Annotated in this window: 17 protein-coding genes and 1 pseudogene; 10 read left to right on the top strand and 8 right to left on the bottom strand. The window is 72.2% G+C overall.

Going from position 1 to position 15,107, the window contains the following annotated elements:
* The first annotated feature begins 96 nt into the window (after window positions 1-96).
* Window positions 97-1,176 carry a class I SAM-dependent methyltransferase gene (locus R2S09_RS09755; RefSeq protein WP_316740431.1) on the top strand — a complete coding sequence of 360 codons (1,080 nt, stop codon included), beginning with the start codon at window positions 97-99 and terminating at the stop codon, window positions 1,174-1,176.
* A gap of 29 nt (window positions 1,177-1,205) precedes the next feature.
* Here R2S09_RS09755 and R2S09_RS09750 read toward each other — a convergent pair whose 3' ends face one another.
* Window positions 1,206-2,414, bottom strand: coding sequence for a bifunctional adenosylcobinamide kinase/adenosylcobinamide-phosphate guanylyltransferase (locus tag R2S09_RS09750; protein ID WP_316740430.1), 1,209 nt, complete (start codon window positions 2,412-2,414; stop codon window positions 1,206-1,208).
* A 114-nt stretch (window positions 2,415-2,528) separates the two neighbouring features.
* Between R2S09_RS09750 and R2S09_RS09745 the strand changes: the two genes are divergently transcribed.
* Window positions 2,529-2,747, top strand: a complete 219-nt coding sequence (locus R2S09_RS09745) for a hypothetical protein (protein ID WP_306183375.1) — start codon at window positions 2,529-2,531, stop codon at window positions 2,745-2,747.
* Between the two features lie 58 nt (window positions 2,748-2,805).
* On the opposite strand, the gene R2S09_RS09740 is transcribed toward R2S09_RS09745, so the two are convergent.
* The 3 genes from R2S09_RS09740 to R2S09_RS09730 form a co-directional block, all read right to left on the bottom strand.
* Window positions 2,806-3,954 (bottom strand): S1C family serine protease, encoded by a 1,149-nt coding sequence (locus R2S09_RS09740; RefSeq protein ID WP_372337597.1) that lies wholly within the window; start codon window positions 3,952-3,954, stop codon window positions 2,806-2,808.
* Between the two features lie 79 nt (window positions 3,955-4,033).
* Window positions 4,034-4,735 (bottom strand): bifunctional 2-polyprenyl-6-hydroxyphenol methylase/3-demethylubiquinol 3-O-methyltransferase UbiG, encoded by a 702-nt coding sequence (locus tag R2S09_RS09735; protein WP_306183376.1) that lies wholly within the window; start codon window positions 4,733-4,735, stop codon window positions 4,034-4,036.
* An 83-nt stretch (window positions 4,736-4,818) separates the two neighbouring features.
* Window positions 4,819-5,418, bottom strand: coding sequence for a DUF3043 domain-containing protein (locus R2S09_RS09730; protein ID WP_306183377.1), 600 nt, complete (start codon window positions 5,416-5,418; stop codon window positions 4,819-4,821).
* Between the two features lie 285 nt (window positions 5,419-5,703).
* Here R2S09_RS09730 and R2S09_RS09725 point away from each other — a divergent pair, with 285 nt between their 5' ends.
* The 7 genes and pseudogenes from R2S09_RS09725 to R2S09_RS09695 all read left to right on the top strand — a co-directional run bounded on the left by R2S09_RS09725 (window position 5,704) and on the right by R2S09_RS09695 (window position 10,396).
* Complete coding sequence (locus tag R2S09_RS09725) at window positions 5,704-6,501, top strand: PspA/IM30 family protein (protein WP_372337598.1); 798 nt, start codon at window positions 5,704-5,706, stop codon at window positions 6,499-6,501.
* Window positions 6,502-6,546: 45 nt separating this feature from the next.
* Window positions 6,547-6,825, top strand: a complete 279-nt coding sequence (locus tag R2S09_RS09720; RefSeq protein ID WP_306183380.1) for a PspA-associated protein PspAA — start codon at window positions 6,547-6,549, stop codon at window positions 6,823-6,825.
* A 62-nt stretch (window positions 6,826-6,887) separates the two neighbouring features.
* Window positions 6,888-8,165 (top strand): sensor histidine kinase, encoded by a 1,278-nt coding sequence (locus R2S09_RS09715; RefSeq protein ID WP_306183382.1) that lies wholly within the window; start codon window positions 6,888-6,890, stop codon window positions 8,163-8,165.
* The gene (locus R2S09_RS09710; protein ID WP_306183384.1) at window positions 8,162-8,845 is read left to right on the top strand and encodes a response regulator transcription factor; all 684 of its coding nucleotides are present in this window, start codon (window positions 8,162-8,164) and stop codon (window positions 8,843-8,845) included. The genes R2S09_RS09715 and R2S09_RS09710 overlap by 4 nt, the downstream gene beginning before the upstream one ends.
* A 170-nt stretch (window positions 8,846-9,015) precedes the next feature.
* Window positions 9,016-9,535, top strand: a pseudogene (locus R2S09_RS09705) (efflux RND transporter permease subunit); the annotation flags it as partial.
* 148 nt (window positions 9,536-9,683) lie between these two features.
* Window positions 9,684-10,046, top strand: a complete 363-nt coding sequence (locus tag R2S09_RS09700; protein WP_316740429.1) for a type II toxin-antitoxin system RelE/ParE family toxin — start codon at window positions 9,684-9,686, stop codon at window positions 10,044-10,046.
* A complete protein-coding gene (locus tag R2S09_RS09695) occupies window positions 10,043-10,396 on the top strand; it encodes a helix-turn-helix domain-containing protein (RefSeq protein ID WP_306183388.1) in 354 nt (117 codons plus the stop codon). The genes R2S09_RS09700 and R2S09_RS09695 overlap by 4 nt, the downstream gene beginning before the upstream one ends.
* A gap of 55 nt (window positions 10,397-10,451) precedes the next feature.
* Here R2S09_RS09695 and R2S09_RS09690 read toward each other — a convergent pair whose 3' ends face one another.
* The 3 genes from R2S09_RS09690 to nadA form a co-directional block, all read right to left on the bottom strand.
* Window positions 10,452-10,658 carry a DUF397 domain-containing protein gene (locus tag R2S09_RS09690; RefSeq protein ID WP_306183389.1) on the bottom strand — a complete coding sequence of 69 codons (207 nt, stop codon included), beginning with the start codon at window positions 10,656-10,658 and terminating at the stop codon, window positions 10,452-10,454.
* Window positions 10,637-10,813, bottom strand: a complete 177-nt coding sequence (locus R2S09_RS09685; protein ID WP_316740428.1) for a hypothetical protein — start codon at window positions 10,811-10,813, stop codon at window positions 10,637-10,639. The genes R2S09_RS09690 and R2S09_RS09685 overlap by 22 nt, the downstream gene beginning before the upstream one ends.
* A 458-nt stretch (window positions 10,814-11,271) precedes the next feature.
* Complete coding sequence (nadA, locus tag R2S09_RS09680) at window positions 11,272-12,456, bottom strand: quinolinate synthase NadA (protein WP_316740427.1); 1,185 nt, start codon at window positions 12,454-12,456, stop codon at window positions 11,272-11,274.
* Window positions 12,457-12,801: 345 nt separating this feature from the next.
* Here nadA and R2S09_RS09675 point away from each other — a divergent pair, with 345 nt between their 5' ends.
* Complete coding sequence (locus R2S09_RS09675) at window positions 12,802-13,158, top strand: iron-sulfur cluster assembly accessory protein (RefSeq protein ID WP_006135694.1); 357 nt, start codon at window positions 12,802-12,804, stop codon at window positions 13,156-13,158.
* A 144-nt stretch (window positions 13,159-13,302) separates the two neighbouring features.
* Here R2S09_RS09675 and R2S09_RS09670 read toward each other — a convergent pair whose 3' ends face one another.
* A complete protein-coding gene (locus tag R2S09_RS09670; RefSeq protein ID WP_316740426.1) occupies window positions 13,303-15,090 on the bottom strand; it encodes a hypothetical protein in 1,788 nt (595 codons plus the stop codon).
* Window positions 15,091-15,107: the final 17 nt, after the last annotated feature.

The raw sequence follows: 15,107 nt of genomic DNA, 5'->3' as shown, positions 1-15,107 counted from the left end.
CCCTTTGCAGTGAATTGTCGCGATGGGCTGCCGGTATCGGTCGCGCAGGCCGGCGGTTCACCGCCGTACGCCCTCTCGCCCCACCGGGAGCCGCCCATGCCGCCCCTGCCGTACGCCTCGCGGGCCCGCGACCCGCGCCGGATCGCGTACGCCGCCGAACTCGCCCAGGGCACCGACCGGTTCCACGAGCCGCGCCGCGAGAACTGCCCGTGGTGCGGCTCGGCCCGGCTGCGCACCCGGCTGCGCGCGCCGGACCTGCTCCAGCACAAGCCCGGCAGGTTCGCGCTCGACCAGTGCGGGGACTGCGGGCACGCCTTCCAGAACCCCCGGCTCACTCCGGAGGGGCTGGCCTTCTACCGCCGCGACCACGACGAGACCGGCCCCGGCGGCCTCCCGCACCAGGCGCTCGCCGCCCGCCGCGACCGGCGCCGCCACCGCGCCGACGCGCACCTGATGCGGAACGTGGGGGAACCGGAGAGCTGGCTGGACGTCGGAACGGGCCACGCCGACTTCCCGGCGGCGGCCCGCGAGGTGTTCCCGTACACCTCCTTCGACGGGCTCGACCCGACGCCGCGCGTGGAGGCGGCCCGCGCCGCCGGGCGGATCGAGGAGGCCCACATCGGCCATCTGGCCGACCCGCACATCGCGGACCGCCTGCGCGGCCGCTACGACGTGGTCAGCGTGTTCCACCATCTGGCCCACGCCCCCGACCCTCGCGCGGAACTGCGCGGCGCCCTCGGCGCGCTACGGCCCGGAGGCCACCTCCTCATCGAACTCCCCGACCCGCGCAGCCTGTTCGCCCTGCTGCTGGGCAAGTGGTGGCTGCCCCACGGCCAGCCGCGCCATCTGCATCTGCTGCCCCTGCGCAACCTCCGCGCGGAACTGGAGTCCGCCGGCTGCACGATCCTCGTCACCGACCGCCGCACCCCGCACATCCCCAACGACCTGTCGGCGGCCCTCGCCCTGGCCCTCGGCCACGCCCTGCCCGCCCCCGACACCCCCTGGCGCGACACCCCGCCGGGCCCCCTCGGCCGCGCCCTGCGAGCGATCCTCTCCACCGCCACCACCCCCTTGGTCGCCGCGGCGGCGGCCGCGGACCTCCTCCTGTCCCCACTCCTGCGCCGTACCCCCGGCCTCTCCAACGCCTACCGCCTCGTCGCCCGCACGGACACATAGCCGCACCGGGGCCGCGCCCCGGCCGCCGCTCAGCCGCGCAGCACCACCGCCTGCCCCGCCACCACCAGCAGCACCTGCTCGCACTCCGCGGCGAAGGCCGCGTTCAGGCGGCCGAGTTCGTCGCGGTAGCGACGGCCCGACGCGGTGGCCGGGACGATGCCGGAGCCCACCTCGTTGGAGACCGCGACCACCGTCCGGAGGCTCGCCCGGACCGCGGCCGTCAGCTCGGCCACCCGCTCCCGCAGGGCCCGTTCGCCGCCGCCCGTCCACTCGGCGTCGTCCCAGGCGCCGACGGAGTCCATCGCGTCCGTCAGCCACAGCGACAGGCAGTCGATCAGCAGCGGCGGACCGTTCTCCGCCAGGATCGGCACCAGGTCGCAGGTCTCGGCCGTGCGCCAGGAGCCCGGCCGCCGCTCCCGGTGCGCGGCGACCCGGGCCGCCCACTCGGTGTCGCCGCCCCGGCTGCCGCCCGTGGCCACGTACAGCACCCCGGGGAAGGCCTCCAGCCGCCGTTCGGCCTCCACCGACTTGCCCGACCGCGCCCCGCCCAGCACCAGCGTGCGCCGCGGCACGTCCGGTACGTCCTCGTAGGCCCCGACCGTCAGCGTGGTGCCGTCCGGCACCGCCCGCGCCCCGGCCGCCGCGAGCCGCCGCCGCAGCTCCGGCCCCGGTGGCACGTCATGGTCCAGGTGGACGGCGACGACGTCCGTGGCCGGGCCCGCCGCGCCCACCGCCCGCAGCTTGGCCAGGGCGTCCGGCCGCCCCACGACGTCCGCGACGACCATGTCGTACGTCCGCGCCGTGTCCGTGTCCTCCTCCAGACCGGCCGGCGCGCCGCCCGGCGGCAGGTACAGCAGCCGCTGCCCGCCCGGCCCGGTCACCGCGTACCCCGTGCCCGGCGCGTCCAGCGCCACCGCGCGCACCCGGTGCCCCGTCGGCAGGGTCAGCTCCCGCCCGTCCGGCACCCGGCCCGGCTGCGGCAGCCCGGCCGGCACCTCGACGGCCGGACCCTCGTGCGGATGCGACAGCAGCACCTGCCGTACGCCGCTCAGCGACGCGCCCGCACGCGCGGCCGCGAACGCCGCGCCCGGCGTCAGGTCCAGCAGCACCGCCCCGTCCACGAGCAGCGCCGTCGCCGCGCGCGCGTGCGCGCCGAGGGCCGTCGCGCAGGCCGCGCAGGGGCAGTGGGGGCGGGGAAGTCCCGCGGGGGCACCGGTGCCGAGCAGAGTCACGTCCACGGACCCGATTTTCCTGGGTCGCCGCAGGTCTTGCGCATCCGACTAGGCTGCGGGCAGGAGCCGGACCAAGATCCGGCTCCCGCTGTGGAGTGTGCTCACACCAGGGAGGCGTACATGGTGGCATGGACGTGGCGGTTCGAGACGGCCGACGGGACGGAGGTCCAGCCCGCGGTGCAGCCCGAGGAGTTCACCACGCAGGGCGACGCCGAGTCCTGGATCGGGGAGAACTGGAAGGCCCTGCTCGACGGCGGCGCGGACCAGGTGCGGCTGTTCGAGGACTCCGCGGAGATCTACGGCCCGATGAGCCTGCACGCCGAAGGGGCCCAGGAGTAGCCCCCGTGCGGAGGAGGGGCGGCCACCGGCGGCCGCCCCTCGCCCCTTTCCGTACGGCTCACTGCTCGCCCAGCGTGACCTCCACCGTCTTCTCGGCGCCGTCGCGTCGGTACGTCACCTTCGTCTTCTGACCCGGCTTGTCGGACGCCAGCGCCTCGGCCAGGGAGGTCATCGTCGTGATGTCGGTGTCGCCGACCCGGGTGATGACGTCCCCGGGCCGGATGCCCGCCCTGTCCGCCGCGCCGCCCGCCCTCACCTCGACCACGGCGACCCCTGCGGGCTGGTACGAGGCGTCGACCACGGTGCGTCCGGTGATGCCCAGCGCCGCCCGCCCGGAGTCGACGACCTTGCCGTACTTCACGATCTGGCCGGCGATGGTCTTCACCATCGACGCCGGGATCGCGAAGCCGATGCCGGGCGCCGTGCTGCCGCCGAGCTGGGGATCGGCGGCGGCGAGCGTCGGGATGCCGATGACCTCACCGTTCAGGTTCACCAGCGCGCCGCCGCTGTTGCCCGGGTTGATCGCGGCCGACGTCTGCACCATGTTGGCGATCGTGGCCCCGGTGCCGCCGCCCTGCCCCTCGCTCACGGTCCGCCCGGTCGCCGACACGATCCCCTGGGTCACGCTCGACGACAGCCCGAGCGGCGAGCCCATGGCCAGGACGATCTGCCCGACCTGCACCTTCTCCGAGTCACCGAGGGTGGCCGCCTTCAGTCCGGGCGGCACCTTGTCCAGCTTGACCACGGCGAGATCCTGGTCCGGGTAGGAGGAGACGAGCGTCGCGGTGAACGGCTGCCCGCCGCCCGCCGTGGTGACGCGGAACCGCTTCGCGTTACCGACGACGTGCGCGTTGGTGACGATGTGCCCCTTGTCGTCGTACACCACGCCCGACCCCAGCTCGTCACCTGTCTGGATCTGCACCACCGACGGCAGTACGTCCTTGATGACCCGCTGGTACGCGGCCTGGAGGTCGCCGGCGGTGGCCTGTGCGGCCACCTGCCGGTCCCCGGAGGCGTCCTTCGTCCCCGAGGCCGCGGCCTCGTCCGGAGTCGACGAGCCGTTGCAGCCGGACAGCAGCGCGGCACAGAAGATCACGGCGGCGGCGAACGGAACGGCCGTCCGGAGAGCCGGCCGGAGGGCACGGACACGGGCACGGCGGGAACGGGTACGGCGGGAACGGGCACGGCGGGAACCGGAAACGTCCATGCACCGAGTCTCACGGCGGGGTGAACACCCGGCTTGCCGGGCTCACCCGAACGAGCGGACCCGGAGAGAGAACGCGGCCTCAGCCGCGCACCCCGCACAGATGCAGCAGCGCCGCGACCGCGCGGTACGGGTCGGTGCGTCCGGCCCGCTCCTCCGCCGCCAGCAGCGTCTCCGCATCGGCCGGGGGCCGGGCCCCGTCCGCCGCCGTGTCCGTGAAGACCCGCACCCCGTACCAGGCGTGCAGCGGCGCCCCGATCCCGGCGAGCGTCGCCGTCAGATCGGCGAGCCGGTCCGCCCGGACATCCAGCCCCAGCCGGTTCCGGTACGCCGTCGTGTCGAACGCGTCCAGCGCCGCCGGCCAGTCGCCGGACAGCCCCGGCCGCAGTGCCAGCGCGTCGCCGTTGCGCACCAGCAGCGACAGCAGTCCGCCCGGCGCCAGCATCCGGGCCAGCCCGGCCAGCAGCGGATCGGGCTCCTCGACGTACATCAGCACGCCGTGGCACAGCACGACGTCGAAGCTGCCCGGCAGGAAGTGCACCCCGGTGTCCTGGCCGTCGCCCTCGACGATCCGCATCCGCGCCCGTATGCCCTCCGGCTCGGCGGCCAGCGTCTCGCGCGCCACGGAGATCATCTTCTGGTCGCGTTCCAGGCCGGTCACCTGGTGTCCGGCCCGTGCCAGCCGCAGCGCCTGCGTGCCCTGGCCCATCCCCACGTCGAGCACCCGCAGCCGCTGCCCGACCGGGAACCGCCCGGCTATCTGCTCGTCGAGCTGCCGGGCCACCAGCTCCTGCCGTACGACGTCACGCAGCCCGCCCAGCTTGTCCAGCCAGGCCGCGGCCGCGCCCCCGGTGAAAGGCTCCGCGCTCAGGGCCGCTCTCCGCGCTTGACCTGCGGCTTCGGCAGCCGGAGCCGGCGCATCTGCAGGGAGCGCATCAGGGCGTAGGCGACCGCGCCCCGCTTGTTCTCGGCCGGGAAGCGCTCGGCGAGCCGCTTCTTCAGCCGGAAACCGGTGACGATCGAGTCCAGCACGATCAGCACGATCACCACGAGCCACAGCAGCAGGGCCAGGTTCTGCAGATAGCCCACCCGCACCATGCTCAGCACCAGGATGACCACGGCCATCGGCAGGAAGAACTCCGCGATGTTGAACCGGGAGTCGATGAAGTCGCGGGCGAACCGGCGCACCGGGCCCTTGTCGCGGGCCGGCAGGTAGCGCTCGTCGCCGCCGGCCAGCGCCTGGCGCTGCCGCTCCATCTGGATACGGCGCTCATCGCGCTGCCGCTTGGCGGCCTCCTTGCGCGTGGTCGGCGTGTTGGCCACGCTGCGGCGCTGGGCCTGGGCCTCACTGCGCTTGGGCGTGGGGCGGCCCTTGGGAGCCTGCGGGTCACGGGTCTGCTTGGAGAAGTTCACCGGCGCCTTGTCGGCGGCCGGGGCCTTCTCTTCCTTGGCACGGCTACGGAACACAAAACCCAAGGGTAAGGGCTTGACCCGCATGGACCCCAGCCCCGATGGGAACGATCCGGCAACACCGGTCGTCTCCAAGGGGACAGAGGGGGCGTTGCGCGCGCGGCCGGCCGGCGGTGCCCGGGGGTCACCTACTCCCTACGCCGGAGCGGAATCGGGCGCAGTCGTCCTTGGGGATGACCGCATCCGTTCCCGAACAGTGCGGTAATGGATGCAGGGCCCGTACTGTGGGTTCTGTCGCAGAGCTGTGAGCTGGAGTCCGTCAGAAGGGGGCGCGCGAAGCCCATGAGCGGTGTCATGAAGCGTATGGGGATGATCTTCCGCGCGAAGGCGAACAAGGCCCTTGACCGGGCCGAGGACCCGCGCGAGACCCTCGATTACTCGTACCAGAAGCAGCTGGAGCTGCTCCAGAAGGTGCGGCGCGGCGTCGCCGACGTGGCGACCAGCCGCAAGCGCCTGGAGCTCCAGCTCAATCAGCTGCAGCAGCAGTCCACCAAGCTGGAGGACCAGGGCCGCAAGGCGCTCGCGCTGGGCCGCGAGGACCTGGCCCGCGAGGCGCTCTCCCGCAAGGCCGCCCTCCAGCAGCAGGTCACGGACCTCGAGACGCAGCACTCGACCCTCCAGGGCGAGGAGGAGAAGCTCACCCTGGCCGCCCAGCGCCTCCAGGCCAAGGTCGACGCCTTCCGCACCCGCAAGGAGACGATCAAGGCGACCTACACCGCCGCCCAGGCGCAGACCCGGATCGGCGAGGCGTTCTCCGGCATCTCCGAGGAGATGGGCGACGTCGGCCTCGCCATCCAGCGCGCCGAGGACAAGACCGCCCAGCTCCAGGCCCGCGCCGGCGCCATCGACGAGCTGCTCGCCTCCGGCGCCCTGGACGACCCCACCGGCATGGCCAAGGACGACATCGCCGCCGAGCTGGACCGGATCTCCGGTGGTACGGATGTGGAGCTGGAGCTCCAGCGCATGAAGGCGGAGCTGGCCGGAGGCTCGTCCGCGGACCGGCAGGCCATCGAGGGCGGCCAGGGCCAGGCGCAGCCCCAGCAGCAGCCGCAGGACACCCCCCGCTTCGACAAGCAGTAGACCCACTCACCGACAGCCGGGGCCCACGCCGCCGAGGAGGGCGACATGATCGTACGGATCATGGGGGAGGGACAGGTGAGGCTGGCCGACGGCCACCTCGCCGAGCTCAACAAACTGGACGAGGAACTCCTGGCCGAGATGGAGAACGGCGACGGCCCCGGCTTCCGCCGCACCCTGCACAGCCTGCTCTCCAAGGTCCGTGAGCTGGGCGAACCCCTGCCGGACGACTCCCTGGAACCGTCCGAGCTGATCCTGCCGTCCCCGGACGCCACCCTCCAGGAGGTACGGGACCTGCTCAGCGACGACGGCCTGATCCCTGGGTGACCGTCCCGTCCGGGGACCGTGCGCGGGCCGTGCTCCGTGAGCACCCCGTACCCTACGCAGGCGTGACCACCCCGCTCGACCGCGCCCGCTGCCGGATCAAGGCGCACCCCCTCGCCCTGGACGCGGCCCTCGCGGCCGCGGTCCTCGTGTGCATGGTGGTCGGGTCCTTCGCGGACCCCCGCGGGGAGAACGGCGTCAGCTGGGCCGTCCGCCGGCCGGAGCCGCTCGGCCTCGTCCTGATGACCCTCGGCGCCGCCGCGCTCGTCCTGCGCCGCCGGGCCCCGCGCACGGTCCTCGCCGTCACCGGCACCGTCTCCGTGATCGAGTGCGTCACCGGCGACCCGCGCGCCCCCGTCGCCATGTCCGCCGTCATCGCCCTCTACACCGTCGCCGCCACCACCGACCGTCCCACCACCTGGCGCCTGGGCCTGACCACCATGACCGTGCTGACCGGCGCCGCCATGCTCGGTGGGACGCTGCCCTGGTACGCCCAGGAGAACCTCGCCATCTTCGCCTGGACCGGCATGGCCGCCGCCGGCGGCGACGCCGTGCGCAGCCGCCGCGCCTTCGTGCGCGCCATGCGGGAGCGCGCCGAACGCGCCGAACGCACCCGCGAGGAGGAGGCCCGCCGGCGCGTCGCCGAGGAGCGGCTGCGCATCGCCCGCGACCTGCACGACGTGGTCGCCCACCACATCGCCCTGGTCAATGTGCAGGCCGGAGTCGCCGCGCACGTCATGGACAAGCGGCCCGACCAGGCCAAGGAGGCGCTCGCCCACGTCCGGGAGGCCGGCCGCTCCGCGCTGAACGAGCTGCGCGCCACCGTCGGACTGCTCCGGCAGTCCGACGACCCGGAGGCCCCGACCGAACCCGCCCCGGGCCTGCACCGCCTGGACGAACTCGTCGGCACCTTCCGCAGCGCCGGCCTGCACGTCGAGGTCGCCCGTGCCGACCAGGGCACCACCCTGCCCGCCGCCGTCGACCTGGCCGCCTTCCGCATCGTCCAGGAAGCCCTCACCAACGTGCAGAAACACGCCGGCGGCCAGGCCCGGGCCGAGGTCAGCGTCGTACGGGTCGGGCCGAACGTCGAGATCACCGTCCTCGACGACGGCGCCGGCGCCGGAGAGGGCCCCGCCACCGGCGGCGGCCACGGACTGCTCGGCATGCGGGAGCGGGTGACCGCCCTCGGCGGCACCCTCACCACCGGCCCCCGCTACGGCGGCGGCTTCCGCGTCCATGCGGTCCTGCCGGTCCAGACCCGCACCAGCACTGGGACCAACACCTGCACCAGCACCAGCACCAAGACCAGCACCAGCACCCGCGCCCCGGGGGACGCCGCATGACGATCCGTGTCCTGCTCGCCGACGACCAGGCCCTGCTGCGCAGCGCCTTCCGCGTGCTCGTCGACTCCGAGCCCGACATGGAGGTGGTCGGCGAGGCGTCCGAGGGTGCCGAGGCCGTGCGCCTGGCGAAGGAGCAGCGCGCCGACGTCGTCCTGATGGACATCCGCATGCCGGGCACGGACGGCTTCGCCGCCACCCGCCTGATCGGCGCCGACCCCGCCCTCGCCGACGTCCGCGTGGTCATCCTGACCACCTTCGAGGTCGACGACTACGTGGTGCAGGCGCTGCGCGCGGGCGCCTCCGGCTTCCTCGGCAAGGGCAGCGAGCCCGAGGAACTGCTCAGCGCCATCCGGATCGCCGCCCAGGGGGAGGCACTGCTGTCCCCGGCCGCCACCAAGGGCCTGATCGCGCGCTTCCTCGCGCAGGGCGACGCCGCGGACGACGGCCGCGACCCGGCCCGCTCGGAGCGGCTGGACGCGCTGACCGTGCGCGAGCGCGAGGTGCTCGTCCAGGTCGCCGGCGGGCACTCCAACGACGAGATCGCCGAACGTCTCCAGGTCAGCCCGCTCACCGTGAAGACCCACGTCAACCGGGCCATGGCCAAGCTCGGCGCCCGCGACCGGGCGCAGCTGGTCGTCATCGCCTACGAGTCCGGGCTGGTGCGGCCCAGGGCCGACTGAGCCCCGCCGGACCCGCTACGTCCAAGGGTGGAGTGCGCTCCACCCGCCCGCGCCCGGGGTAGGCGCGCCGTAAGGAAATGGACCAGGGGGCTACGGAACGGCCGGTGCCGGTGCCGGAGGGTGTAGGGGTGGGCGCGACTGCGCGCCCGTGCCGCGTTCGGCAGCTCACCGCCGCCGGTGACGGCTTCGGCGACCAGGACCTGAAGGTGGTCGTCAAGGCGTCCGACGCGAACGCGCAGCGCCAGGCGGCGGAGCAGGTCCGCAGGACCGTCGCCGGCCTGGACGGCGTCACCGACGTCACCAGCGACCTCTCCCGGAGCGTGCCCCGCATCTCGGTCCGCGCCACCGACAAGGCGGCGGCCGGCTTCACCGACCAGACCCTCGGCACGGCCGTCGCCCAGTCGGTCAAGGGCACCACGGCCGCCAAGGCGACCCTGGACGACACCGAGCGGAACGTCGTCGTCAGGTCGGCCGAGCCCGCCGAGACGCTGGCCCAGCTGAAGGAGCTGCGTCCTCGGCCCGGTGAAGCTGGGCGACATCGCGACCGTCAAGCTGGTCGACGGTCCGGTCTCGATGACCCGGATCGACGGTCAGCGCGCGGCGACCATCACCGCCAAGCCGACCGGCGACAACACCGGCGCGGTGAGCACCGAGCTCCAGTCGAAGATCAAGGCAACGCCGGAACCCGCGCAGGTCTGACCGCTGTACTGGCCACGAGGGGCATCTCCGCACTGTCGGAGGTGCCCCTCCTTGGCGTCAGCACCTTTCGGATCACCCGTTCGGGTGGCGAGACCGTGACACGAGCTGTTTGATAACCTGCGGATTATACGTTTCGGGCATGAGGTGGGAGATCATCCTTGCACCCGAGGTCCATGAATGGTTCCTCGCGCTGGACGGCACGAGCGCGTCCCTGGTCCGCGATGCAGTCGAACTGCTCGCGGATCAAGGGCCGACACTGGGTAGGCCTGCCGTGGACCGAATCCACGGCTCACAACTCCATAACCTGAAGGAACTCAGGCCAGGCTCGTCCGGCAGAAGCGAGATCCGCATTTTGTTCCTGTTCGATGCGGTACGGCAGGTTGTACTGCTCGTGGCTGGAGACAAGGCAGGAAACTGGGACGGCTGGTACCGCGACGCGATCAAGCTTGCCGAGGAGCGGTATGTCCGCTGCCTCGAGGCCCCGAGTGAGGAGATCGAATGAGCAGGCACTACCGGTGGGAGACCTCGCTGGATGCCAGGCGGTCCACAGACCCGGACATCGATGCCCCCGAACGTGTCGCCGCGGCCCGTGCCGCCAGGGAAGCGGCCACCCTGGGACATCATCTGGCCGAACTCCGCCGCCAACGCGGCCTGACGCAGACCGAGGTGGCCGACAGGATGGGTGTCTCGCAGGTCCGTGTCTCGCACATGGAGAACGGGGACATCGACCGGATGCAGGTCGAATCCATCGCCGCCTACATCGCGGCCCTGGGCGGGCATCTGCGCCTCGTGGCGGACATCGGTGAAGTCAGCACCACCTTCGTCGACTACACAGACCGTCTCAGCGCCTGATCCCGACTCGCGAGAAATGCCCGTCCCGGTGCAAGACCTGGGACGGGCTGGGCCGTTACCTGGAACAGTCCTTGAGCGCCGTGATGAAGGCGGCCCAGGACGCGGCCGGGACGACGACCACGGCGCCGTGAGGGTTCTTGCTGTCGCGGACGGGGACGACGCCGGGGAAGTCCTCGGAGATCTCGACGCATTCGCCCCCGTTCGCGTTGCTGTAGCTGCTCCGGCGCCAACGTGACCAGGTCAGCTCGGGGGTGTGTCGCATGGGCTGTAGTCCTCCATCACGTGTCGGGTCAGCTCCACCGAGGCGGACGGCGGAAGGGCGTTGGCGCGGAGCACTTCGTAGTGCCGCCGCCACTTCTTCACCGAGTTGCGGTCTTCGTAAAGATGGCCGACCTCAATGCCCTCTTCGTACGCCACCGTGGAGCCGTTTATAACCGTTGAAGAGTGTGTCGCCAATCTTGTTCTTGAAGCTGGTGCTCCAGCGTCCACGCTCAACTATGTGGTTGTAGCCCCAAGTTTTCGTTCCGCAGCGCAGAGGCATCTTGCTCGGGCCGATCCAGAAGGTGTAGGCGACCTTTGAGTAGTGCTGCGACTTGCAGGGGCTTGACGCGCTCGCTGTGGCTGCTGCGGGCATCTCGGTGGATGCGTTCGCGGGTATGGGTACGGTTGACAGGACAGTAGCTCCTGCTGCCGCGATGAACGTCGCAGTGGATTTGCGGAAATACGTAGCGCGCACGTCTTCTCTTTTCACGTACCGCCCTCTAAGAAGTACATCTCTAAGAACGCGCGCAGCCACGGAGACACGGAGCCCCGGTACGGCGGTGCCCCGGCCGGGGTGGGTCCGGCCGGGGCACCGCCGTACGGTGACGTACGTACTACGGCAGCGCGAGCATGCGCTCCAGGGCCAGCTTCGCGAAGGCCTCCGTCTCCTTGTCGACCTGGATGCGGTTGACCAGGTTGCCCTCGGCCAGGGACTCCAGGGCCCAGACCAGGTGGGGGAGGTCGATGCGGTTCATGGTGGAGCAGAAGCAGACGGTCTTGTCGAGGAAGACGATCTCCTTGCCCTCCGGTGCGAAACGGTTCGCCAGACGGCGTACCAGGTTCAGCTCCGTGCCGATGGCCCACTTGGAGCCGGCCGGGGCCGCCTCCAGGGCCTTGATGATGTACTCCGTGGAGCCGACGTAGTCGGCCGCGGCGACCACCTCGTGCTTGCACTCGGGGTGCACCAGGACGTTGACGCCGGGGATCCGCTCGCGGACGTCGTTCACCGAGTCCAGGCTGAAGCGGCCGTGCACCGAGCAGTGGCCGCGCCACAGGATCATCTTGGCCGCGCGCAGCTCGTCGGCGGTCAGCCCGCCGTTCGGCCGGTGCGGGTTGTAGACGACGCAGTCCTCGAGGGACATGCCCATGTCCCTCACCGCCGTGTTGCGGCCCAGGTGCTGGTCGGGCAGGAACAGGACCTTCTCGCCCTGCTCGAAGGCCCACTCCAGGGCCCGCTTCGCGTTCGACGACGTGCAGATGGTGCCGCCGTGCTTGCCCGTGAACGCCTTGATGTCGGCCGAGGAGTTCATGTAGGAGACGGGGACCACCTGCTCGGCGATCCCGGCTTCCGTCAGGACGTCCCAGCACTCCGCCACCTGCTCGGCCGTCGCCATGTCGGCCATGGAGCAGCCGGCCGCCAGGTCCGGCAGGACCACCTTCTGGTCGTCGGACGACAGGATGTCCGCGGACTCCGCCATGAAGTGCACACCGCAGAACACGATGTACTCGGCCTGCGGCCGGGCCGCAGCGTCCCGGGCCAGCTTGAAGGAGTCGCCCGTGACGTCGGCGAACTGGATGACCTCGTCGCGCTGGTAGTGGTGGCCCAGTACGAAGACCTTGTCCCCGAGCTTCTCCTTGGCCGCGCGGGCGCGCGCCACGAGGTCCGGGTCCGAGGGGGAGGGGAGCTCGCCGGGACACTCCACACCGCGCTCGCTCTTCGGGTCGGCCTCGCGGCCGAGCAGCAGCAGGGCGAGGGGCGTCGGCTGTACGTCGAGCTCCTGGGTTTGGGCGGTGGTCACGACACGCACCCTTTCTACTTTTCGTCGAACTGACGCTATTTATCATAACCGCTTCACGTCACTTTGACGATGGGCCATTGTGTCCAGGTGACGTGAATCCCGACACGGACCCGGCTCACGGACCCGACACAGGCCCGCCATCCACCCGCCACCGACCCGTCCGCCGGCGTTGTCGCGTACGTCGCTTCGTCCACGGGCCGCTGTCAGCCGCTCGGCGCATGTGCGAGCATGAAGAGGACGAGCATGGACAAGAGAAAAAGCATGTGCTCGGCCCGGAATGAATCCGCGGCCTTGCCGGTTGCACTCGTCGGCAAGCAGTCTCCGTACAACCCGGGAGAGATGTAGATGTCCGTATCGGACGAGACCACCACCGTCACCGACGGCATCATCCTGACCGACGCCGCCGCGTCCAAGGTCAAGGCCCTGCTCGACCAGGAAGGCCGTGACGATCTCGCCCTGCGCGTCGCCGTTCAGCCCGGTGGCTGCTCCGGCCTGCGCTACCAGCTCTTCTTCGACGAGCGCTCCCTCGACGGCGACGTGGAGAAGGACTTCGGCGGTGTCAAGGTCGTCACCGACCGCATGAGCGCTCCGTACCTGGGCGGCGCCACCATCGACTTCGTGGACACGATCGAGAAGCAGGGCTTCACGATCGACAACCCGAACGCGACGGGCTCCTGCGCCTGCGGCGACTCCTTCAGCTGACCCGGCCCGGTCCCGCCGGCATCGTACGGACCCGGCAGGTCATACGGATACGGCGAGGCCGCGTGACGGAAAGGCGGCGGTCCCCCTCCATGGGGGCCGCCGCCTTCCGTATGCCTTCGTACGCGTCCGAGTGTCGCGTCCTGGTCACCTGACCGGCTGACCGGCTGCCCGCGGCGGTGCGGGCAGCCGGGCTCCCGGCTTCACCCGCGGGATCCGGCTGCCGTCCGACCCGACCACCTTCCGGTCCCCGAGCGGCCGGTCCAGGTGCACCGACTGCCGGTACTCCTTGGCGATCAGGATGCAGACCTTGTCCGGCCACGGAGTCTCGGTCACCGTGACGGTCACCCGGTCGGAGCTCTCCTTCGCCGACGTCCTGTAGTCGGCGCACACCCCGCCCTCGAAGCTCACCGTCAGCTCGTCGCCCTCGGTGCTGTAGCCCGACACCCGCACGTCACGGGTCGCCGGCGCGGCGCCCGAACCGCTGGGCCGCGGCTCCGGCCGCCCGGACGGCGCGCCCGGTGAGCTCAGGTACTCCGGGTCGACGGCCGGGTACGTCACCGTGAAGCCGTCGCCGTCCTGGCCGGACGCCCCCCGCACCTGGAACAGCCAGGACGGCACCAGCGTCTGCCGCCCGTTCGAGGAGTGCGACGCCAGACCGAACACGGCCCGGTCGACGGCGAAGGCGTCCTGCCCGGCACTTCGACCCGAGAGCCCGGAGGCCGTGGAGCTCCCGGAGGAGCCCGAGTTCCCGGAGGAGCCGCACGGCGCCTCCAGGCGGTCCTTCAGCGGTACCGGACTGGCGCAGCCGCCGATGCCCATGCGGTGGTCGGTGCGCGGAGCCGCGTTCATCAGGTCCAGCGTCCTGCGCGCGCTCAGCACGGGATACGTCTCGCCCTTGACCGGCGCCTTCACCTGCCCGCTGCCGCCGACCACCTCGCCCTGCGGGCTGACGGTCAGGCCCGTCGTCCAGCCGTACGCCGGCAGCCCGCCGAACCGCGGATCGGCGTTGACGACCCGCTGGGCGCCCATCACCTGGCTCGCGTCCACCTTCGCGTCGTCCTGCCCCAGTGCCTTGAGCACCGGAGCGGCCGCCTTCTCGGCCGTCGCCACGCTCACCGGGTGGGCGGCGGGAGCGGCCGGGTCGTGCGTGCACACCGCGCCCTTGCAGTCGTCCGTGCCCGGCGCGTACCGGCTGAACGTCCAGGTCCCCGGCGCCTGCCGGTTCACCCGCAGCATGGGACCGGCCCCGTCCTTCCCGGTCCCGACCCGCCACGCCTGCGCGTCCGCCACGACGGTGCCCTCCACGCCGAGCGCCTTGGCCAGGCGGGCCACCTCGTCGCGGGTGACCTCGCCCCGCGGCTCGTACACCGGTGCGGAGGCGGGCCCGGCCGGCAGCGTTCCGGCGGCGCGGTAGGTGGCGCCGTAGGGGTTGGGCTCGCCGGGCGCGATCCCGCTCGTGCCGGCCGTGGCGCCCGTATCTCCCGGACGACCGGAGGCGTAGTCGTCGAGGACGAGCGGCGGGGGAGTGCCGTGGCCGCGGGAGGCAGCCGAGCCCGTACGGTCGCCGGAGCCGTCGTGCGCGCTCGTGGCGAGGTACGCCCCGCCGCCGCCCACCAGCAGTACGGCCGCGGCGACCGAGGCGGCGACCAGCGGAGACCTGCCCCGGCCGAACCGGCCGCCACCGTCACTGTCACTGTCGCCGCCGTCGCCTTCGTCACCGCCTTGGCCGTCGTCACCGCGGTCGCCTTCGCCACCGCCCCGGCCGTCGTCACCACCCTCGCCGTGGTCGTCGCCCCCGCCGTCGCCGGTGGCGCTCACCGGCGGGACCTCGGGCTCCGGCGCCTCCGGCCGTGCCGCGGCGTCCTCGGCGGCACCCGCGGCCTCGGCCTCGGGCGTGGCCGTGTCGTCGTGGTCGGGTCGCTCGGTGTTCACCGCATCGCTCCTTCGGC

Origin of the sequence: Streptomyces sp. MK7, from assembly GCF_032658145.1 — a bacterium.
Taxonomy (GTDB): domain Bacteria; phylum Actinomycetota; class Actinomycetes; order Streptomycetales; family Streptomycetaceae; genus Streptomyces; species Streptomyces spiralis.
This window is presented reverse-complemented; position numbering and strand designations above follow the sequence as displayed.